At 74.8% G+C, this 20,341-nt stretch carries 15 protein-coding genes; 8 read left to right on the top strand and 7 right to left on the bottom strand.

The features are described from left to right. Nucleotides 1-5: 5 nt before the first annotated feature. Both EV189_RS01105 and EV189_RS01100 read right to left on the bottom strand, forming a co-directional pair. The gene (locus tag EV189_RS01105) at nt 6-3,518 is read right to left on the bottom strand and encodes an EAL domain-containing protein (protein WP_130491113.1); all 3,513 of its coding nucleotides are present in this window, start codon (nt 3,516-3,518) and stop codon (nt 6-8) included. Between the two features lie 73 nt (nt 3,519-3,591). Next, a complete protein-coding gene (locus tag EV189_RS01100; protein WP_130491112.1) occupies nt 3,592-3,885 on the bottom strand; it encodes a DUF4235 domain-containing protein in 294 nt (97 codons plus the stop codon). Between the two features lie 280 nt (nt 3,886-4,165). On the opposite strand from EV189_RS01100, the gene dnaK reads away from it, so the two are divergent. The 6 genes from dnaK to clpB all read left to right on the top strand — a co-directional run bounded on the left by dnaK (nt 4,166) and on the right by clpB (nt 13,196). After that, nucleotides 4,166-6,013 (top strand): molecular chaperone DnaK, encoded by a 1,848-nt coding sequence (gene dnaK, locus EV189_RS01095; protein ID WP_130491111.1) that lies wholly within the window; start codon nt 4,166-4,168, stop codon nt 6,011-6,013. Then, nucleotides 6,010-6,609 (top strand): nucleotide exchange factor GrpE, encoded by a 600-nt coding sequence (gene grpE, locus EV189_RS01090; RefSeq protein ID WP_130491110.1) that lies wholly within the window; start codon nt 6,010-6,012, stop codon nt 6,607-6,609. Before dnaK ends, grpE begins: the two co-directional genes overlap by 4 nt. A gap of 16 nt (nt 6,610-6,625) precedes the next feature. Continuing rightward, complete coding sequence (gene dnaJ, locus EV189_RS01085; RefSeq protein ID WP_130491109.1) at nt 6,626-7,786, top strand: molecular chaperone DnaJ; 1,161 nt, start codon at nt 6,626-6,628, stop codon at nt 7,784-7,786. Beyond that, complete coding sequence (locus tag EV189_RS01080; protein ID WP_130491108.1) at nt 7,783-8,232, top strand: heat shock protein transcriptional repressor HspR; 450 nt, start codon at nt 7,783-7,785, stop codon at nt 8,230-8,232. The genes dnaJ and EV189_RS01080 overlap by 4 nt, the downstream gene beginning before the upstream one ends. Nucleotides 8,233-8,628: 396 nt before the next feature. Next, entirely contained in the window at nt 8,629-10,461 is a 1,833-nt protein-coding gene (locus tag EV189_RS01075; RefSeq protein WP_130491107.1) for an NPCBM/NEW2 domain-containing protein, read from the top strand. A gap of 125 nt (nt 10,462-10,586) precedes the next feature. Next, nucleotides 10,587-13,196 carry an ATP-dependent chaperone ClpB gene (gene clpB / locus EV189_RS01070; RefSeq protein ID WP_130491106.1) on the top strand — a complete coding sequence of 870 codons (2,610 nt, stop codon included), beginning with the start codon at nt 10,587-10,589 and terminating at the stop codon, nt 13,194-13,196. 69 nt (nt 13,197-13,265) lie between these two features. Here clpB and EV189_RS01065 read toward each other — a convergent pair whose 3' ends face one another. Genes EV189_RS01065 through EV189_RS01050 form a run of 4 tightly spaced genes read right to left on the bottom strand, consistent with a single transcriptional unit; the run spans nt 13,266 to nt 18,532 of the window. Continuing rightward, nucleotides 13,266-14,858 (bottom strand): methyl-accepting chemotaxis protein, encoded by a 1,593-nt coding sequence (locus EV189_RS01065; protein WP_130491105.1) that lies wholly within the window; start codon nt 14,856-14,858, stop codon nt 13,266-13,268. Between the two features lie 46 nt (nt 14,859-14,904). Then, nucleotides 14,905-16,167, bottom strand: coding sequence for an ROK family transcriptional regulator (locus tag EV189_RS01060; protein WP_130491104.1), 1,263 nt, complete (start codon nt 16,165-16,167; stop codon nt 14,905-14,907). A gap of 20 nt (nt 16,168-16,187) precedes the next feature. Then, a complete protein-coding gene (locus tag EV189_RS01055; RefSeq protein ID WP_130491103.1) occupies nt 16,188-17,162 on the bottom strand; it encodes an aldo/keto reductase in 975 nt (324 codons plus the stop codon). A 38-nt stretch (nt 17,163-17,200) separates the two neighbouring features. Beyond that, entirely contained in the window at nt 17,201-18,532 is a 1,332-nt protein-coding gene (locus EV189_RS01050; protein WP_130491102.1) for an alpha-L-fucosidase, read from the bottom strand. A gap of 60 nt (nt 18,533-18,592) precedes the next feature. On the opposite strand from EV189_RS01050, the gene EV189_RS01045 reads away from it, so the two are divergent. Further along, nucleotides 18,593-19,027 (top strand): VOC family protein, encoded by a 435-nt coding sequence (locus EV189_RS01045; RefSeq protein WP_130491101.1) that lies wholly within the window; start codon nt 18,593-18,595, stop codon nt 19,025-19,027. 4 nt (nt 19,028-19,031) lie between these two features. Here EV189_RS01045 and EV189_RS01040 read toward each other — a convergent pair whose 3' ends face one another. Beyond that, nucleotides 19,032-19,730: an alpha/beta fold hydrolase gene (locus tag EV189_RS01040; protein ID WP_130491100.1), complete on the bottom strand. Its 699-nt coding sequence runs from the start codon at nt 19,728-19,730 to the stop codon at nt 19,032-19,034. A gap of 67 nt (nt 19,731-19,797) precedes the next feature. Between EV189_RS01040 and EV189_RS01035 the strand changes: the two genes are divergently transcribed. Continuing rightward, complete coding sequence (locus tag EV189_RS01035) at nt 19,798-20,337, top strand: TetR/AcrR family transcriptional regulator (protein ID WP_130491099.1); 540 nt, start codon at nt 19,798-19,800, stop codon at nt 20,335-20,337. Nucleotides 20,338-20,341: the final 4 nt, after the last annotated feature.

Here is a 20,341-nt window from a genome sequence, read left to right as displayed (position 1 = left end):
GCGGCTCAGCGCAGCGACGGGGCTCCGGCGAACCACGGCAGCAGCAGGGCCCCCTCGACCGGGCGCGACCAGTAGTAGCCCTGCGCGGAGGAGACGCCGAGCCCGCGGAGCACCGCGGCGATCTCGCTGCTCTCGACGCCCTCGGCGACCACGTGCAGGTCGAGGGCGTGCGCCATCTGCACCACCGAGCGCACGATCGCCTGGTCGCGAGCGCGGACGTGCAGCTCGCGCACGAACGCCCGGTCGATCTTCAGCTCGCTGACCGGGAGGTCACGCAGGTAGGCGAGGCTGGCGTAGCCGGTGCCGAAGTCATCGACGGAGCAGGCGACGCCCTGCTGCGCCAGGTCGAGCAGCGCCTGCCGTGCCTCGTCGCCGGCGAGCGCGGACTCGGTCACCTCGACGGTGAGCACGTCGCGGGCGTCGACGAGGCGCTGGCGGATCGCGGCGTACGACTGGGGGTCGTCGAGGCAGCGCAGGCTGATGTTGACCGCGATGCGTGGCGCGGTCCCGGTGGCGGCCTGCCACGCCGCGTGCTGGGCGACGGCGGCGTCGAGCACGGCGAGGGTGAGGGGCCCGATGAGCCGGCTCTGCTCGGCGAGCTCGACGAACTGGTCGGGCGGCACGAGCCCGCGCTCGGGGTGCCGCCAGCGCACGAGGGCCTCCACGCTGCGCACGCCGCCGTCGGCGAGGGTGACGAGCGGCTGGTAGTGCACCTCGAGCTGGCCGCCCGCGATCGCCGCGCGCAGCTCGCCGATGGCGGAGAGCCGGTGCAGCTGCGGGGCGTCGAGGCGCTCGTCGTAGACCGCCCAGCCGGCACCCGTGCTCTTCGCGCGGTACATCGCGACGTCGGCGTGGCGCAGCAGGCGCGAGGCGTCCGTGCCGTGCTGGGGGCTCAGCGCGATGCCGATGCTGACGCTGAGGTCGATCTCCAGCTCGTCCTCGCGGAACGGCGGCGCGAACTGCGCCAGCACGCTGCGCGCGACGACCACGGCCGCGTCGCGCCCCTGCCGCGGACCCACGACCACGGCGAACTCGTCGCCGCCGAGCCGCGCCAGCACGCCGTCCGCCCCGACGGCGGCGCGCAGCCGGCGGGCCACCTCGCGCAGGACCCGGTCGCCGACCGCGTGCCCGAGCGCGTCGTTGACCTCCTTGAAGCGGTCGAGGTCGAGCAGCAGCAGCGCGCCGGTGCGCTGCTCGTCGTCGTTGCCGAGCTGCTCGTCGAGGACCTGGCGCAGGTTCGTGCGGTTGGGCAGGCCGGTGAGCGCGTCGTGCAGGGCGAGGTGCTTGACCTCGGCCTCGGTGCGCCGGCGCGCGAGCGCGGTCGCGACCACCTGCGCCACCTGCTCGAGGAAGAGCCGCTCCTGCACCCCGATCGCGTCGGGGCGCGGGTCGGTCACCGCCAGCACGCCCCACAGCTCGCCCGCGCCGGGCCCGTCCTCGGTGCGCGTGCGCGCGAGGGGCACCGAGGCCGCGCTGCGGACGTGCTCGGAGGCGGTCCCGGGCTTGCGCGGGTCGTCGGCCTGCCGGTCGTAGTCGGCCACGTGCACGGTGCGGCGAGTGCGCAGCGCGCGCACGATCGTCGTGCCCTCGAGGCGGGCCACGGGGGTGCGCTGCGGGATCGCGCCGTCGTCGGAGCCGCGGTTGACGAGCTCGTCGCCCTCGAGCTCGAACAGGCTGCAGACGGCGACCCCGAGCGTGTCCCTCACCAGCCCACGGGTCCAGCGCAGCAGCGCGTCCACCGAGAGGTCGCCGCGCAGCGCGCGCTGCCCGAGCCGGGTGACGACCTCCTGCTGGCGCACGCGCGCGGCCAGCTCCTCGGTGCGCTCGGCGACGCGCTGCTCCAGCTGCGCGGCCGTCCGCCGCTGCTGCTCGAGCAGCCCGACGGTCTGCAGGGCGCCGGCGACCTGCCTCGCGAGCGACTCGTAGAGCCAGCCGACCTCCACGCTCGGCTCGACCACGAGGTGGCCGAGCGGGCGGCCCCCGCGGCGCAGGGGGAGGACGAGCAGGTCGTGGCCCTCGCTGCGCTGCCACCGCCGCGGGCCCAGCAGCTCGCCGGGCTCGAGCTGCTCGTCCTCGGGGAGGAGGTCCTGGCGCCGGCCGTCCTCGTAGCCGAGCACCAGCGCGGCCCGCTGCCCGCACTCGTCGGTGCGCGCGAGGTAGCAGGTGCGGATCCCGAGCCGGGGGAGCTGCTCCACCAGCTGGTCCCGCAGGCGGTCGAGCGTGTCCGCCGCCATGAGGGCCTCGGCGGTCTCCCGCGCGACCCGGATCCGCCGCTCGGTGATGCGGCGGGCGCGCGCCCAGAGCGCCTGGCCCGCGGCGACCGCGCGCTCCACGCCAGGGTCCCCGCCGCCCGCCGCGGCAAGCAGGGCGAGCACGCCCCACCACTCCTCGACGCCGCCCCCGGACTGCGCCGCCGCCCGCAGGACGTCGGCGAGCGCGCTCTCCAGCGCCGCGCCCTCGTCGGAGCCGGCCCGGTCGAGGGCCGCCGCCAGGTCCTCGGCCCAGCCGGGCGGGAGGCCGTCGGCGGCGGCGCCGACCTCCTCGGCGAGCCTGGCGGTGAGCGACACCGCCTGGCGGACGGACGGGCGGGCGGGCATCCGGCAGCCGCAGGAGCGGCGCAGCACCAGCGGGCAGGGGAGGGGGTCGGGAGCGCCGCCGGCGACGAGGGCCGCGAGACCGGCGGCGGCGAGCTCGCGGAAGGGCGAGCGGACGGTCGTCAGCGGCAGCACCGCGCTCGACGTGGTGAGCTCGCCCGGCTCCGCGCTCCCGAGCCGGATGTACGCCGGCTCCACCGAGTCGTCGAACCCGACCACCCGCACGTCGGCGGGCACGCGGCGGCCCGCGGCCTCGTACGCCGCGACGACCGCGAGCGCGAGGTTGTCGTTGGCGGCGACGACCGCCTCGATGCCGGGATCGGCGACCAGCCCCCCGACCACCGCGCGCGTCCCCTCGTCGTCCGGCGCCCACGCCGGCACGTGCTGCGTGACGAGCGCGGGCTCCAGGCCGTGGGCCTGCAGGGCGTCGCTGAACCCGGCCAACCGCCGCTCCGCCCCCGAGTGGCCGTCGGGACCGCGCAGGAAGGCCAGCCGGCGCACGCCGTGCTCGAGGAGGAGGTGCTCGGTGAGCGCGCGCCCGGCCTCCCGCTCGGCCATGAGGACGGGGACGGCGCCGGGGATGCTCCCGGGCAGCGCGGCCTCGGCCGTCGCCACGGGGAGACCGCCGAGCGAGCGGACCCAGGCGCCCACGGCCTCGGCGCCGTGGCGGAGGAGCAGCCAGGCGGGCCAGAGCAGCAGCCCGTCGGTGCGGCGCAGGTCGAGCGCGTGCGAGGGGGCGGCGGAGCCGGGATCGTCGTCGGCGACGACCACGACCAGGTCGGCTCCCGCGGCGCGGGCGCCGTCGGTCGCGCCCAGCCAGGGTGCCTGCTCGAAGTCGCTCAGCCGGTCGAGCAGCAGGGCGTAGCGCGGCCGGCGCGGGCGCTCCCCGCGCGGCGCGTCGAGCTCCCCCGAGTCCCCCGCCACGCCACCAGGGTACGCCCCCGTGACCGCGCGATCGCTCTGCGCTACTGCCGCGGCCCTCCGGGAGGAGGGGGGCTCAGCTCGCGGCGGCGTTCGCGTCGGCCGGCTGGACGCCGGTGACGCGGCGGTAGACGACGGCCGACTGGCGGCTGGCGGCGAGGCGGGCGAGGCCGATCACCGCGCCGGAGAGCAGCGCCCAGCCGACGGCCTCGGCCCACTCCACCTCGGGGTCCTCGGGGTTGGCCGGCGGCTCGTTGCCGGTGACGAGCTTCCACGCCGTGGTGACGGACTTGCGGGCCACCCAGGCGGCCGCGACCGTCCCCCCGGCCGTCAGCAGCTTGAACCCGACCCCGCCGCCCTGCTTCGCCATCGCGTGCTCCCGTCTCGTGCTCGTGCCCGTCCCGCCGCGATCCTGCCACCCCGGTCGGCGCGCGGGATCATGCCCCGCCCGCGGACGTGCACGCACCCGCGGGCGGCGCGGGGAGGGGTGCGTCACCCCGACGGAGGAGAGTTGAGCCGGGGGGAATCAACTCGGCTTGACGCCCGTTGGACCAGTCGAGATCCTTGAGCCCAGGAGGCTCAAGGTCCCGCAGGACCCGCGCAGCACCCACCAGCAGATCACCAGCACTGACAGTCGGAGGAACACCACCATGGCTCGTGCCGTCGGCATCGACCTGGGGACGACCAACTCGGTAGTCGCCGTCCTCGAGGGTGGGGAGCCCACCGTCATCGCCAACGCCGAGGGCGCGCGCACCACGCCCTCCGTCGTCGCCTTCGCCAAGAACGGCGAGGTCCTCGTGGGCGAGGTCGCCAAGCGCCAGGCCGTCACCAACCCCGACCGCACCATCCGCTCGGTCAAGCGCCACATGGGCACCGACTGGGCCGTCGAGGTCGACGCCAAGAAGTACACCCCGCAGGAGATCAGCGCCCGCGTCCTGCAGAAGCTCAAGCGCGACGCGGAGGCCTACCTCGGCGAGGGCGTGACCGACGCGGTCATCACCGTGCCGGCGTACTTCAACGACGCCCAGCGCCAGGCCACCAAGGAGGCCGGCGAGATCGCGGGCCTCAACGTCCTGCGCATCGTCAACGAGCCCACGGCCGCGGCCCTCGCGTACGGCCTGGACAAGGGCGAGAAGGAGCAGACGATCCTCGTCTTCGACCTCGGCGGCGGCACGTTCGACGTGTCCCTGCTCGAGATCGGCGACGGCGTCGTCGAGGTCAAGGCCACGAGCGGCGACAACCTCCTCGGCGGCGACGACTGGGACCAGCGCGTCGTCGACTGGCTCGTCGAGCGCTTCCGCGCCGCGCAGGGCATCGACCTCGCCAAGGACAAGATGGCGATGCAGCGCATCCGCGAGGCGGCCGAGAAGGCCAAGATCGAGCTCTCCGCGTCGCAGCAGACCAGCATCAACCTGCCCTACATCACCGTCGACGCCGAGAAGAACCCGCTCTTCCTCGACGAGACGCTGACCCGCGCGGAGTTCCAGCGCATCACCGCGGACCTGCTCGAGCGCACCAAGGTGCCGTTCAAGAACGTCCTGCGCGACGGCGGCGTCGCGGTCGACAAGATCGACCACGTCGTCCTCGTCGGCGGCTCGACCCGCATGCCCGCCGTCGCCGACCTCGTGCGCGAGCTCACCGGCGGCCGCGAGCCCAACAAGGGCGTCAACCCGGACGAGGTCGTGGCCGTGGGCGCGAGCCTGCAGGCCGGCGTGCTCAAGGGCGAGGTCAAGGACGTCCTGCTGCTCGACGTCACCCCGCTGTCCCTCGGCATCGAGACCAAGGGCGGCATCATGACCAAGCTCATCGAGCGCAACACGACGATCCCGACCAAGCGCTCGGAGATCTTCACCACCGCTGACGACAACCAGCCCTCGGTGCAGATCCAGGTCTTCCAGGGCGAGCGCGAGATCGCCTCGATGAACAAGAAGCTCGGCATGTTCGAGCTGACCGGCCTGCCGCCGGCGCCCCGCGGCGTCCCGCAGATCGAGGTCACCTTCGACATCGACGCCAACGGCATCGTGCACGTGGCGGCCAAGGACCTCGGCACCGGCAAGGAGCAGTCGATGACGATCACCGGCGGCTCGGCGCTGCCGAAGGACGACATCGAGCGCATGGTCAAGGACGCCGAGGCGCACGCCGAGGAGGACCGCCGCCGCCGCGAGGAGGCCGAGGTCCGCAACACCGGCGAGACGCTCGTCTACCAGACCGAGAAGTTCCTCTCGGACAACGCCGACAAGGTCCCGGGCGACCTCAAGTCCGAGGTGGAGGACGCGCTGGGCTCGCTGAAGAGCGCGCTCGGCGGGGCCGACATCGAGGCCATCAAGGCCGGCACCGACCGGGTCGCGCAGTCGAGCCAGAAGCTCGGCTCGGCGATGTACGCGAACGCCCAGGCCTCGAGCGCCGGCGACGCGGGCAGCGCGGGGGCCGGTGCCGGTGGCGCCGCCCACGACGACGTCGTCGACGCCGAGATCATCGACGAGGACGAGGCCAAGTGAGCGAGGGGACCGCTCGCCCCGAGCAGGAGCCGGTGGTCCGCGACAAGCGGCGCATCGACCCCGAGACGGGCGCCCTCCGGGAGCCGGCGGACACGCCGGCTCCCGGCGAGCCGGCCGTGGACGACCTCGGCGGCGCGGCCGCCGGGAGCGCCCCGGGCGACGAGGCGCTCGCCGCGCTGCAGGCCCAGCTGGCCGAGCGCACCGCCGACCTCCAGCGCCTGCAGGCCGAGTACGCCAACTACCGGCGGCGCGTCGACCGCGACCGCGAGGTCGTCAAGGAGACCGCGCTCGCCAACGTGCTGACCTCGCTGCTCCCGGTCCTCGACGACCTGGACCGCGCGGCAGCGCACGGCGAGCTCGTCGGCGGGTTCAAGGCCGTCGCGGACGCGCTGGTCGCGGTCGTCGAGAAGCTCGGGCTGCAGCGCTTCGGCACCCCCGGCGACCCGTTCGACCCCAACGTCCACGAGGCGCTGATGCACGAGGAGTCGGACGAGGTGGAGGTCGCGACCGCGGTCACCGTCCTGCAGCCGGGCTTCCGGATCGGCGAGCGGGTCGTCCGCCCGGCGCGGGTGGCCGTCGCCGAGCCGAGCAGCTGAGAGGAGGGGACGCCGGGTGAGCACGAAGGACTACCTGGAGAAGGACTACTACAAGGCGCTCGGCGTCTCGAAGGACGCCCCCGCTGACGAGATCAAGAAGGCCTACCGCAAGCTGGCGCGCGAGTCCCACCCCGACGCCAACAAGGGCGACGCCACGGCCGAGGAGCGCTTCAAGGAGATCTCCGAGGCCTACGACGTCCTGTCGGACGCGGGGCGCCGCAAGGAGTACGACGAGGCCCGCGCGCTGTTCGGCGCGGGCGGTGGGCGGTTCCGCGCCGGCGGCCCCGGTCCGCAGGGCTTCGACCTCGGGGACCTGTTCGCCCAGGCGGGCGGCTCGTCGGGGGCGGGCCTCGGTGACCTGCTGGGCGGCCTGTTCGGGGGAGGCGGCGGGGCGCGGCGCCCGGGCGCCGCGCCGCGGCGCGGCGCCGATGTCGAGTCCGAGGTGACGCTCTCGTTCGTCGAGAGCGTCGAGGGTCGCACGATCCCGCTGCGCAAGAGCAGCGAGAAGCCGTGCCCCGAGTGCAAGGGGACCGGCGGGCGCGGCGGCGAGATGCCGCACACCTGCCCGACCTGCGGCGGCTCGGGCCAGACCACGACCGGCGGCGGCTCCGGCTTCGCCTTCGCCGAGCCGTGCCGCACGTGCCGCGGTCGCGGGCTCGTCGTCGACGACCCCTGCCCGCTGTGCGGGGGGAGCGGGCACGCCCCGGCCTCCGAGACGATCACCGTGCGCGTGCCCGCGGGCGTGCGCGACGGGCAGCGGATCCGGCTCAAGGGCCGCGGTGCCGCGGGGGAGCGCGGGGGGCCGTCCGGCGACCTGCTCGTGCTGGTCCACGTGCGCCCGCACCCGGTCTTCGCCCGCAGCGGCGACGACCTCACGCTCACCCTGCCCGTGAGCTTCCCCGAGGCGGCCCTCGGCGCCGAGGTGCGCGTGCCGACGATCGACGGCTCGACCGTCGGCATGCGGATCCCGGCCGGGACGCCGAGCGGCCGGACCCTGCGCGTACGCGGTCGCGGGGTGCCGCGCAAGGACGGCACGACCGGCGACCTGCTCGTCACGGTCGAGGTCGCCGTCCCGGCCCGGCTGAGCGACGAGGCCCGCACCGCCGTGGAGGCGCTGCGCGCGGCGACCTCCGGGGAGGACCCGCGGGCCGAGCTGCTCGCGGCGGCACGCCGGTGAGCGGGGCGGGGCTGGGCGGGACGGGTGCGCCCTTCGACGCCGATGCCGCGGTCTACGTCATCTCCGTGGCGGCCGAGCTGTCCGGGCTGCACCCGCAGACCCTGCGGCAGTACGACCGGCTCGGCCTGGTCTCCCCGGGCCGGGCCACGGGTCGCGGCCGTCGCTACAGCGCGCGCGACATCGCCGCGCTGCGCGAGGTGCAGCGGCTGACGGCCGACGGCGTCAACCTGGCGGGGGTGAAGCGGATCCTCGAGCTCGAGCTGCAGGTCGACGCGCTGCGCGCGCGGGTGGCCGAGCTGCAGGCCGAGCTCGACGCGAGCCGGGCCAGCACGGACTCGCGGGTGCGCCAGGCCGCGTCGGAGGCGGTCCGGGCGGTGCGCCGCGACCTCGTCCCCTTCGACCGCAGCGCCACGGCCCTCGTCGTGTGGCGACCGCCGGGCCGCTGAGCGGTCCAGCGCTGCCGAGCCCGTGCCTCCCCTGGAGGCACGGGCTCGACTGCGTGTGGGGCTCCTCACACCGAGAGGCGACGCGCCGTGCTCGGACGGGCACGACGAGGAGTCGACCAACCAGCCCGTGACCAGCGGACGAACACTCGACGACCTTCCCACCCAGACCGGAACAAGCGGCGCAGAAGGGAGAACTCGACCCTTGCGCCGCGAAGCGGAGTCGGTAGTGTGCGCGGCAGGCCGTGGACGACGAGGTCCGGGGGGGCCGTGCTGTGCCGCAGGGCACGGCGTGGAGCAGGCCGGTCCGTCCAGTCCGAGGCGCCGCCGTGCGCCGCCCACGCCTGGCAGCAGGCGCGCTCGCGCGCGCTCGCCGCCGGACCCAGGAGATCCCCCCTCGTGAACCGCTCCCTCCGCTCGCTGACGGCCGTCGCCGGCCTCGCCCTCGCAGCCGCCTCCGGCGCGACCCTCGTCCAGCCCAGCGCGTCCGCGGCCGCCGTGACCCCGCACCAGGCGCGTCCTGCCGACGGGTTCGTCGACTCCATCGGCGTCGTGACCCACCTGACCTACCTCAACACGGCGTACGGCAACCACGACCTCGTCGTGCAGCGCCTGCAGCAGCTGGGAGTCCGGCACATCCGTGACGGCTGGGGCACGGGCTCGCCCTACGCCGACACCCTGGTGCGCGGTCGGCTGCACGACCTCGGCATCGGCATCACGTTCGTCGTCGACCCGCGCACGGGCACCACACCCGCTGCTGCTGCGTCGATGCTGGGCTCCCGGCTGATGCCCGCGGTCGACGCGGTGGAGCCGCTCAACGAGTGGGACACGCAGGGCGACGGCTGGGCGTCGTACGCGCGGAACTGGACGATCCAGCTCTCCCAGGCGGTGCGCGGGAACTCCGCCCTCAGGGGCGTTCCCGTGCTGGCCCCCTCGATGGCCGACACCAACGAACCCACGCGCTACCAGGCGGTCGGCAACCTCGGGTCGTACGTCGACTACGGGACGACGCACGACTACCCGGGCTACCAGTACCAGATGACCGACGAGATCATGCGCACTGCCAAGCAGAACTCCGGGGTCATCGCTCCCGGGAAGCCCCTCGTCGCCACGGAGACGGGGTTCTCGAGCAGCTCGCACGGCTCGCCCTACACCGTGCTGCCGGCGGCGCAGGTCCCGAACGCCCTCGACCGGTTGTTCCTCGAGCACTACGCCAACGGCTACGCGCGGACGTTCGCCTACGAGCTGATGGACCAGTTCCCCAACGACCTGTACGAGTCCAACTACGGCCTCGTGCGCAACGACGGGACCCCCAAGCCGCAGTTCACCGCGCTGCAGAGCATGATCTCGCTGCTCTCCGACAAGGGGGCGGCGTTCACGCCCGGCTCGCTGGGCTACGACCTCGCGGGGACGGGGCCGCAGACCCGCCAGCTGCTGCTGCAGAAGCGCGACGGCTCGTACTGGCTCGCGGTGTGGGAGCAGCAGAAGGAGTTCGACGGCAAGAACGTCCTCACCTCGCCGAAGCGCCAGGTCACCTTGTCCCTCGGTGGCGCTGCGGGCGTGACGGTCTACCGGCCCACGCTCGGGACCGCGGCGCAGTCGTCCTCGTCCGGCACGTCGACCGTCTCGTTCGAGTCCTCGACCGAGCCGACCCTCCTGCGCATCGGCGGCGGCTCGACCCCCACCACCTCGACCCCGACCACCTCGACTCCCACCACGTCGACGCCGCCGGTGTCCACGCCGGCCGCGACGACCCCGGCCGCCTCGACCCCCACGCCCACTCCCACCGCGACCGTGCAGCGCACCTGGGTCTCGGACGCCACCTCGTGGAAGGCCGTGAGCAACGGGTGGGGTCCGGTCGAGCGCGACCGCAGCGTCGGTGAGGCGGGCGCGCAGGACGGGCGCCAGATCACGGTCGGGGGCTCGGCGTACAGCATGGGCCTCGGCGTGCACGCGCCCTCGGAGATCACCGTCCCGACGGGCGGGGCGAAGACCTTCACCACCGTCGTCGGCGTCGACGACGAGGTGGGCGCCCACGGCAGCGTCCGCTTCCAGCTGTTCAACGGCAGCACGCTGCTCGCCGACTCCGGCCTGGTCCGCGGCACCGACGGCGGCAAGGTGCTGACCGCCTCGCTGGCGGGCGTCAGCACGCTGCGCCTCGTCGTCAGCACCGGCGGCGACAGCAAGGACTACGACCACGCCGACTGGGCGGGCGCGCAGCTGCTCAAGTAGCGCTCCGGCAGAGTTGAGCGGAATGCACTCAACTCTGGGTACGTTGGGAGTGCCAGGAGGCACGCTCGCCGCCGCCTCCTGGCAGCCCTGACGGACCCTCGAGACGCCGGAGACCCCCCACCACGATGGACACCAGCTCGTTCACCACCCGCAGCGAGGAAGCGCTCGCGGACGCCGTCCGCCGCGCCTCCGCCGCCGGCTCGGCCCAGGTCGAGCCGGTCCACGTCCTCCTCGCGCTGCTGGCGCAGGACGGCACCGTCGTGCCCCCGCTGCTGACCGCGGTGGGCGCGGACCCCGGCACCGTGCGCGCCCGCGCGGAGCAGCTCGCCGCCCGGATCCCGAGCGCCAGCGGCTCCAGCGTGGCCGCCCCGCAGATCAGCCGGCCGACCTACGACGCGCTCTCCAGCGCCGGCGAGGCTGCCCGCCACCTCGGTGACACCTTCGTCTCCACCGAGCACCTGCTCGTCGGCCTGGCCCGCAGCGGCGGGGAGGTCGCGACGCTGCTGACCACGCTCGGCGCGACCCCGGAGGGCCTGCTCGACGGCTTCGCCGGCGTGCGCGGCGCCACCAAGGTGAGCTCGAAGGACCCGGAGGCGACCTACCAGGCCCTGGAGAAGTACGGCGTGGACCTCACCGCCCGCGCGCGCGGCGGCGAGCTCGACCCCGTCATCGGCCGCGACAGCGAGATCCGCCGGGTCGTGCAGGTGCTCTCCCGGCGCACCAAGAACAACCCGGTCCTCATCGGCGAGCCCGGCGTCGGCAAGACCGCCGTCGTCGAGGGGCTCGCGCAGCGGATCGTCGCCGGCGACGTCCCGGAGAGCCTCAAGGGCAAGAAGCTCGTGGCGCTCGACCTCGCGGCGATGGTCGCGGGTGCGAAGTACCGCGGCGAGTTCGAGGAGCGGCTCAAGGCCGTCCTCGCCGAGATCCAGCAGTCCGAGGGCCAGGTCGTCACCTTCATCGACGAGCTGCACACGGTCGTCGGCGCGGGTGCCGGCGGCGAGGGCGCGATGGACGCGGGCAACATGCTCAAGCCGATGCTCGCGCGCGGCGAGCTCCGGCTCGTCGGCGCGACGACGCTCGACGAGTACCGCGAGCACATCGAGAAGGACCCCGCGCTCGAGCGCCGCTTCCAGCAGGTGCTGGTCGGCGAGCCGAGCGTGGAGGACACCATCGGCATCCTCCGCGGCCTGCGCGGGCGCTACGAGGCGCACCACAAGGTGGCCATCAGCGACGCCGCCCTCGTCGCCGCCGCGACGCTGTCCGACCGCTACATCACCTCCCGCTTCCTGCCCGACAAGGCGATCGACCTCGTCGACGAGGCGGGGTCGCGGCTGCGCATGGAGATCGACTCGAAGCCCGTCGAGATCGACGAGCTGCAGCGCGCGGTCGACCGGCTGCGCATGGAGGAGATGGCCCTCGAGCGCGAGGACGACCCGGCGTCGCAGGAGCGGTTGGCTGCCCTGCGCAAGAGGCTGGCCGACGACAACGAGCGGCTGACCGCGCTGAACCTGCGCTGGGAGCAGGAGAAGTCCGGGCTCAACAAGGTCGGCGCGCTGAAGGAGCGGCTCGACGACCTGCGCGGGCAGGCCGAGCGCGCCCAGCGCGACGGGGACTTCGAGTCCGCCTCGCGGCTGATGTACGCCGAGATCCCCGCCCTGGAGCGGGACCTCGCCGCGGCCCAGGACGCCGAGCGCCACACCGACGTCATGGTCAAGGAGGAGGTCGGCCCGGACGACGTCGCCGACGTCGTGGCGGCCTGGACCGGCATCCCCGCCGGCCGGCTGCTCGAGGGCGAGACCGCGAAGCTGCTGCGGATGGAGGAGGAGCTGGGCCGCCGCCTCATCGGCCAGCGCCAGGCGGTGCAGGCCGTCTCCGACGCCGTACGCCGTGCCCGGGCCGGCATCTCCGACCCGAACCGCCCCACCGGGTCGTTCCTCTTCCTCGGCCCGACGGGCGTCGGCAAGACCGAGCTCGCGAAGGCCCTGGCGGACTTCCTCTTCGACGACGAGCGCGCGATGGTGCGCATCGACATGAGCGAGTACGCCGAGAAGCACTCGGTCTCCCGGCTCGTCGGCGCGCCCCCCGGCTACGTCGGCTACGAGGAGGGCGGCCAGCTCACCGAGGCGGTGCGCCGGCGTCCGTACTCCGTCGTGCTGCTCGACGAGGTCGAGAAGGCGCACCCCGAGGTGTTCGACGTCCTCCTGCAGGTGCTCGACGACGGCCGCCTCACCGACGGGCAGGGCCGCACGGTCGACTTCCGCAACGTCATCCTCGTGCTGACCTCGAACCTCGGGTCGGTCTACCTGGTCGACTCGACGATGTCCGAGGAGGCCAAGCGCGAGGCCGTGATGGGGGTCGTGCGCGGGACCTTCCGGCCGGAGTTCCTCAACCGGCTCGACGAGGTCGTGGTCTTCGACGCGCTCGGCACGGAGGAGCTCGGCCGCATCGTCGAGCTGCAGATCGCTGCGCTCCAGCGGCGCCTCGACGGCCGCCGGCTCACGCTCGACGTGACGCCCGCGGCCCGGGACTGGCTGGCGCTGAGCGGGTTCGACCCGGTGTACGGCGCGCGTCCGCTGCGCCGCCTGGTGCAGAAGGAGATCGGCGACAACCTCGCCCGGGCGCTGCTCGGCGGCGACGTGCGCGACGGGGACACCGTGCGCATCGACGTCGACGTGCCGGGCAACCGGCTGACGGTCGCCGCGGAGCGGCCGCTGGCGGTCGAGCGCACCGGCTGAGCACGGCAGAGGGGCCGGTCGTCTGGCGACCGGCCCCTCTGCGTGCCCTGACCTGCTGACCTGCTGCCGCTAGCGGCGGAAGCGGCCCACCGCGGTCTGCAGCTCGTCGCTCATCCGTGCCAGGTCGGCGGCGGCCTGCTCGGTCGCCTCCACCCGGGCGCTCGTCTCCGCGGCGCCGGCGGCGAGGCCGCTGATCTCTGCCGAGATGCTGCGCGAGGCGGAGGCCGCCCCGACGACGTTGCGGTTCATGTCGTTCGTCGTGGCGCTCTGCTCCTCGACAGCCGCGGCGATCGTGGCCTGGAACTGGTTGATCTCGCCGATGACGTCGCTGATGCGGCGGATCGCCGCGACCGCCCCGGCCGTGTCCTCCTGGATGGTGGCGACCCGCTGGGAGATGTCACCCGTGGCGCGGGCGGTCTCCTGCGCGAGCTCCTTGACCTCGTTGGCGACGACCGCGAAGCCCTTGCCGGCCTCCCCGGCGCGCGCGGCCTCGATGGTGGCGTTGAGCGCGAGCAGGTTGGTCTGCTCGGCGATGCCGTTGATGAGCTTGACGACGGCAGCGATCTCCTGCGAGGAGTCGCCGAGCTTGCCGACGGTGCGCGTCGTCTCCTCGGCGATGCCGACGGCGGAGCCGGCGACGTGCGCGGCCTCGGTGGCGTTGTGCGCGATCTCGCGGATCGCGGCCTCCATCTGCTGCGAGCCGTCGGAGACCGTGGCCACGCTGGCCGTCACGTCGTCGGCCGAGGCGACCACGCGGTCGGCGCGCTCGGCGGCACCGCGGGCGTTGTCCGCGATGGCCGCGGCCCCGGTGCTGAGCTCCTGGGAGGCGCCGGCGAGCCGGGTCGCCGAGCCGCCGACGAGGTCGATGACGCCCGCGAGGGTGTCGAGCGTACGGTCCAGCGCCTCCGCGGCAGCGGCGAGCTCGCCGCCGCCGACCCGGCCGACGCGCACGCGCAGGTCGCCGTCGGCAGCGGAGTCGAGCGCGCGGCGGATGGCCTCGACCGGGCGCGTGATGCCGCGGGCGGTGAGCAGCGCGAGGGCGAGGGAGAGGAGCAGGCCGAGGGCGACGGCGCCCCAGGTGAGCAGCCGGGCCGCGGTGTACGCCGCGTGGGCCTGCGTCGAGGTGCGCGCGGCGATGGTGCCCTGGAGCTGGGCGGCCTTCGTGACGCTCGCGATCGCGGCGGCCTCGGCCTGGCCCAGCTGGCCGATGAGCTGCTGCAGCTTCGCCAGGTCCGGCGTGGCGCCGAGCGCCACGAGCTGGTCCATCGTGGCGAAGTACGACTTCTCCGCCGCAGCGAAGGCCGCGACCTGCGTGCGCGCCTCCGGCTCGAGGTCGGCGGCGGCCGCCTGCTCGGTCTGCTGCTGCAGCGCCGTACGCGCGGCCTGCGCCGCCGTGGCGACGGCGGCGAGCTGCTCCTTGGGCAGGGTGGGGATGGCGGAGCGGGCGCTGTCGGCCTGGTACTCCCACCACGCGGCGCGCAGGCCCTGCAGCTGGCCGAGCGGCACGGTGCCACGCGAGTAGACGTTGTGCGCCTGGCCGCTGAGCACCGACATGCGCTCCACGCCGAACGCCCCGACGCCGAGCGTCACCACGGCCACCGCGGCGAGCGCCGCGACGATGCGGGTACGCACGCCGGCGCCCCTGCTCGACACCTTCGCCATCCTGTCCCCCTGGGCTGGGCACGCCGACGGAGGCGTGCCGATCTCCCTAGAGGTCGGCCGCGAGCTGGCGCACCTGAGGGCTCCGGCGCTCCCGCTCCACCCACGGCAGCGGGTCGGCGAGCACCCGGTCGACGACGGAGAGCGCGGCTCCCAGCACCGGCGCCTCGCCGGGCACGCTCGCGACCCCCACCCGGACGGGCGACCAGCGCGCGCCGATGACCCGGCTGCTGAGCTGCTCCTCGAGCGGCGGCGAGACCCAGGGCGCCAGCACGCGGTAGGTGCCCCCGAGCACGACCCGGTCCAGGTCGAGCACGTTGAGCGTGCCGGCGAGGACCACGCCCAGTGCCGAGCCGGCCTGCTGCAGCGCGCGCCGCGTGGCCATGTCGCCGCTGCGGGCGCGGGCGACGATGCGCTCGGTCGTCGACTCCCCGCCGAGCGGGGTGACCAGCGGCTCGGTCGAGCCCGAGGCACGCAGGATCGCGTCGAGCCCGGCGTACTGCTCGAGGCAGCCGCGGCCCCCGCAGCTGCACGACGGGCCCGTGAGGTCGACCGGGTTGTGCCCGATCTCCCCCGCCCACCCGTGCCGGCCGGCCGAGACCCGCCCGTCGATGACGACGGCGGCCCCGACGCCGATCTCGCCGGAGACGTAGACGAAGCTCTCGCGGTCACGGATGGCGGTGCGCTCGGTCAGCGCGGCGAGGTTGGCCTCGTTGCCGACCCTCAGCTCGAGGCCGGCGAGCGCGGGCATCCGCTCGAGGCGGGGGACGAGGTCCACGTCCTCCCAGCCGAGGTTGGGCGCGAGCGTGAGGTGGCCGTCCGAGGGACCCACGAGCCCGGGGACGGCGAGGCAGGCGCCCACCAGCTCGAGGTCCTGGCGCCGGGCCTCCGCCGCGACGTCCTCGACGATCTCCCCGACGTGGCCCAGCACGTCCTCCGGCGAGCTGCCCCGCAGGTCGCGCGCCTCGGAGGCGCGGTGGCGCACGGTGCCCGAGAGGTCGAGCAGCGAGGCGGCGAGGTAGTCGACGTTGACCTCGATGCCGAGGCCCGCGAAGCGGTGGGTGGCGAGCTCCAGCGTGGTGGCCGGACGCCCCGACCCCGTGCGCGACGCCGTGCCCGTCTCCTGCACGAAGCCCGCTCCGACGAGGTCGTCGACCAGCGAGGAGGCGGTGGACCGCGTCATGCCCGTACGCGCCGCGATGTGCGCGCGCGACACCGGCCCGGGCTCCGCGGAGATGACGCGCACCGCCAGCGCGAGGTTGCGACGGCGTACGCCCTCGACCCGCGCGGCCGCGTGATCGTGCGTCGCCACGGAGCCGAGTGTAGTGACCCTCACTCCGCGGGCTGGTAGAAGTTGCGCTCCCAGCGGTGCGCCGCGAGCGCGGCCACCACGTCGTCGCCCAGCCGGGTGCCGTCGCTGAGGGCGGCGTTGCGCTCGACGTTGCGCACCGTGCGCATGCCGGGGATCACCGTGGAGACGGCGGCGGGGGCCAGCGCGTACCGCAGCGCGAGTGCGGGGAGCTCGTCGCGCTCGATGCCGAGGTCGGCCAGCAGCGCGTCGACGTGCTGCGCGACCTGCGCCTTCCGGTCGCCGCCGAAGTAGCCGTTGCGCCAGTCGCCGTCCGGGAACGTCGTCTCCGGCGTGATGCGCCCGGTCAGCCCGCCCTCGTCGAGCGCGACGCGGACGATGACGCCGACGCCGTTCTCCTCGCAGGCGGGGAAGAGCGCCTCGGCGGGCTCCTGGTGGAAGACGTTGTAGATGACCTGCACGGAGTCGACGACGCCGCTGCGGACGAGCTCGATGCCGTTGGACGGCTGGTGGTCGTTGATGGAGATGCCGAAGGCGCGCATCTTGCCCTCGCGCTTGAGCGCCTCGACCGTCTCGAGCCAGTCGCCGCGCCCGACCCACTCGTCGCTCCACACGTGGAACTGCACGAGGTCGAAGGCCTCGAGGCCGCTGGCCCGCAGGCTGGTCTCGAGGCTCTCGCGGATGTGGTCGCCGGGGAACGCCTCGCTCGGGTCGATCCCGGACGGCGCCGGCCACTGGCCGTTCTTCGGCGGCACCTTCGTGGCGACGTGCACGTCGTCGCCGCCGTGCTCGCGCAGCACCCGCCCGACGATGCGCTCGCTCTCACCGTAGCCGCGGGCGGTGTCGATGAAGTCCACGCCGAGCTCGATCGCGCGGTGCAGCGCGCGGACGGACTCGTCCTCCTCGGCGCCGATCCACATGCTGCCGCCGAGCCCCCAGGCGCCGTAGCCGATCTCCGAGACCTGCAGGCCGGTGCGGCCGAGGGGGCGGTGCTGCATGGGGTCCTCCTGCGGGGGGTGAGCGCTCTCCCGGCAACCTACGCCCGTGGGCCGACGGTCCCCGCCAGGGGGAACCCCACGACGGCCGGACCGTCCGCGGGCGGGAGGCGGAGCGCGAGGCCGCCGTCGACGGGCTGCGCCTCGACGGCCGTCCCGGCAGGCGTGCGCGACGCGGCCCAGTCCACAGCGTCGTGGTCCGCGCGGACGGTCACGTCGCCGGCGGCGTCGACCACGGCGTACGCGGTGGTGGGGGTGGCGGTCCAGCGCACCCAGGGCTCGTCGCTCGCGGTCGCCACCGCGGGCGATAGCGGCGCGGCGCCGTGCACCGCGCCGCCGTTGGCCGCGAGCCACGCGCCCAGCCCCTCGAGGGTCCGGCGCTGCAGCTCGGGGATCTCGCCCGCCGCGGTCGGGCCGACGTCGAGCAGGAGGTTGCCGCCGCGGGAGACGACGTCGACCAGGTGGCGCACGGCGGCGTGCGCGTCGAGCGAGTGCTCGGGGCCCTCGACCTGGTTGTAGCCGAACGAGAGCCCGATGCCGCGGTTGTTCTCCCACACCGCGGCGGACTCGTTCTCGCGCGCGTGCTGGTACTCGCTCGTGCGGTAGTCCCAGTGCGTCTCGCCCCAGCGGTCGTTGACCACGCCCTCGGCGACGGCGTCGTAGTAGTGCCGGAACAGCTCGTGCAGGCCGAGCCGGCCGCGGTGCTTGCCCGCGTCGGGCCACTCGATGTCGTTCCACAGCACGTCGGGGGCGTAGCGGTCGACGAGGTCGCGCACGTGGACGGCGGCGTAGGCCGCGTACGCCGCGTCGTTCGGGCGGAGCAGCGGCTGCTCGGGGTCGAGGAAGCCCGTGACGGACCAGTCGAGGCCACCGGAGTAGTAGGTCCCGAAGCGCAGCCCCTCGGCGCGCACCGCCGCAGCGAGCTCGGCGACGAGGTCGCGCTGCGGCCCGCGGTGCACGGTGTTGCGGGTGCCGGTGCCGGGGGCGTCCCAGAGCGCGATGCCGTCGTGGTGCTTGGTCACGAGCACGACGTAGCGCGCACCGGCCTGCCGGAACAGCCGCGCCCAGGCGGCGGCGTCGAACGACTCCGCCTTCCACAGGTCGAGGAAGTCGTCGTAGGGCCGGTCGCCCCAGACCGTGCGGTGGTGCTCGCGGGCCGGTGCGCCGGGCAGCTGGATGGTGTGCCAGTACCACTCGGCGTAGGGGTTGTGCCGGACCCACGTCGCCTCGTCGATGGTGCCGAGCTCGCCCGTCGGCTCCGCCCAGGCGGGCACCGAGTAGGCGCCCCAGTGCACGAAGATCCCGAGCCGGGCCGCGGGGAACCACGCGGGGGTGGGGCGGGTGAGGTCGGTCCAGTCGACGGCGTCGTCCACGGGGCCAGCCTCGCAGAGCGGGACCTCCACGGGGGCTCCGGCCGCCCCTAGGGTGGGGCGGTGGCATCGGTCCGGCAGGTCCAGGTGACGTTCGACTGCGCAGAGCCCGAGCGGGTGGCGCGGTTCTGGTGCGAGGTGCTCGGCTACGTCGTGCCCCCGCCGCCGCCCGGCTCCGCGTCATGGGAGGAGTTCGACCGATCGCTGCCGCCGGAGCGGCAGGGGTCGGCGTTCGCCTGCCAGGACCCCGACGGCGTCGGCCCGCGGCTGTTCTTCCAACGGGTGCCCGAGGGCAAGGTCGTGAAGAACCGCGTCCACCTCGACGTCCGTGTCGGCACGGGCCTGCGCGGCGACGAGCGCGTCGCGGCGCTCGAGGCCGAGTGCGCGCGGCTCGAGGCGCTCGGTGCCCGGCGGGTCCAGCTGCTGCGGGCGGACGGCTTCGACGAGTCCTGCCTCGTCATGCAGGACGTCGAGGGCAACGAGTTCTGCCTCGACTGAGCGGCTAGAGGTCGAGCAGCAGGTCGCGCACCGCCTCCGGCTGGGACAGGAACGGGTGGTGGCCCGCGTCGAGCTCGACGACCGCGCCGGCCCGGCGCGCGAACCCGCGCTGCAGGGAAGCGGGAGTGCCCAGGTCCCGCGCGCAGACGAGGTACGTGCTCGGCACCTCCTGCCAGGCCGCGGCCCGCACCGGCTGGGTGAGGACCGCCACGCCCTGCCGGGCCAGGCGGTCCGGCGCCTCCGCCTGCACCTGCTGGTCGCAGTCCTGGAGGAAGGTGGGCACGAGCAGCTCGGGCCGGACCCCGAAGGTCCCCGCGCCGGCGTCGACGTCGAGGAACGGCGCCGGCCCGTCGGCCGGGCCGAAGTCCGCGAGCGCCTGGCCGACCTCGGGCAGGTAGCTCGAGACCAGCAGGAGGTGGCGTACGGACCGCACCCCCGCCGCGGCCTCGGCGGTGACGATCCCGCCGTAGCTGTGGGCCACGACCACGGTGGGCTCGTCGCCGTCCTCCAGCACCGCGCGCACGGCGGCGACGTCGTCGTCCAGCCCGGGCCCGCCGTGCCCGGCCGGTCGCGGGCCCTCCCCGCAGCTCGGCAGCGCGGGGGTCGCGCTGCTGGTGCCCCGCTCGGCGAGCAGGGCGGCCGTCCGTTGCCACCACCACGCCCCGTCCGCCACGCACGCCCCGTGCACGAACACGACCCGCATGTCCCGCCCCTCCCGTCGACTCCCCCCGACGGTAGACGTAGCGACGATTACGCGAAAGCATCGGGGCATGGGACGCCGGGCGCAGCCGCAGATCAAGGAGCGGCTGCTCGACCTCTGCACCGAGCACGTCCTCGAGCACGGGCTCCCCGATCGGCTCGAGCCGCTCGTCGCGGCCACCGGGACCTCGGCGCGGATGCTGCTCTACCACTTCGGCACCCGCGACGCCCTGCTGCGAGCCGTGCTCCAGCGGGCTCGCGAGCGCCAGCTCGAGGCGTGGGGCGGGCTGCTGCGGGCGCGGGAGGGCGAGGCGTACCCCGTCACGCTGGCACGGGCGTGGGCGGCGATCAGCGGCCCGGACGGCGAGCGCTACCTGCGGCTGTTCGGGCAGTGGCGGGACACGTCCCCGCAGCTGAGGGGTGCGGACTTCGCCCGCCGGGCGACCACCGACTGGCTCGGGCCGCTCGCCGACGGGCTGGGGGCGGACGCCGGCCCGGAGCTCGCGACGCTCGTGCTCGCCGTGGTCCGCGGGCTGCTCCTCGACCTCGATGCGACGGGGGACGCCGCGCGGGTGGACGGGGCCTTCGCCGAGCTGCTCGCCCGCCTGTAGGGCG

The sequence above is a fragment of the Motilibacter rhizosphaerae genome (genome assembly GCF_004216915.1).
GTDB classification, from domain to species: domain Bacteria; phylum Actinomycetota; class Actinomycetes; order Motilibacterales; family Motilibacteraceae; genus Motilibacter; species Motilibacter rhizosphaerae.
This window is presented reverse-complemented; position numbering and strand designations above follow the sequence as displayed.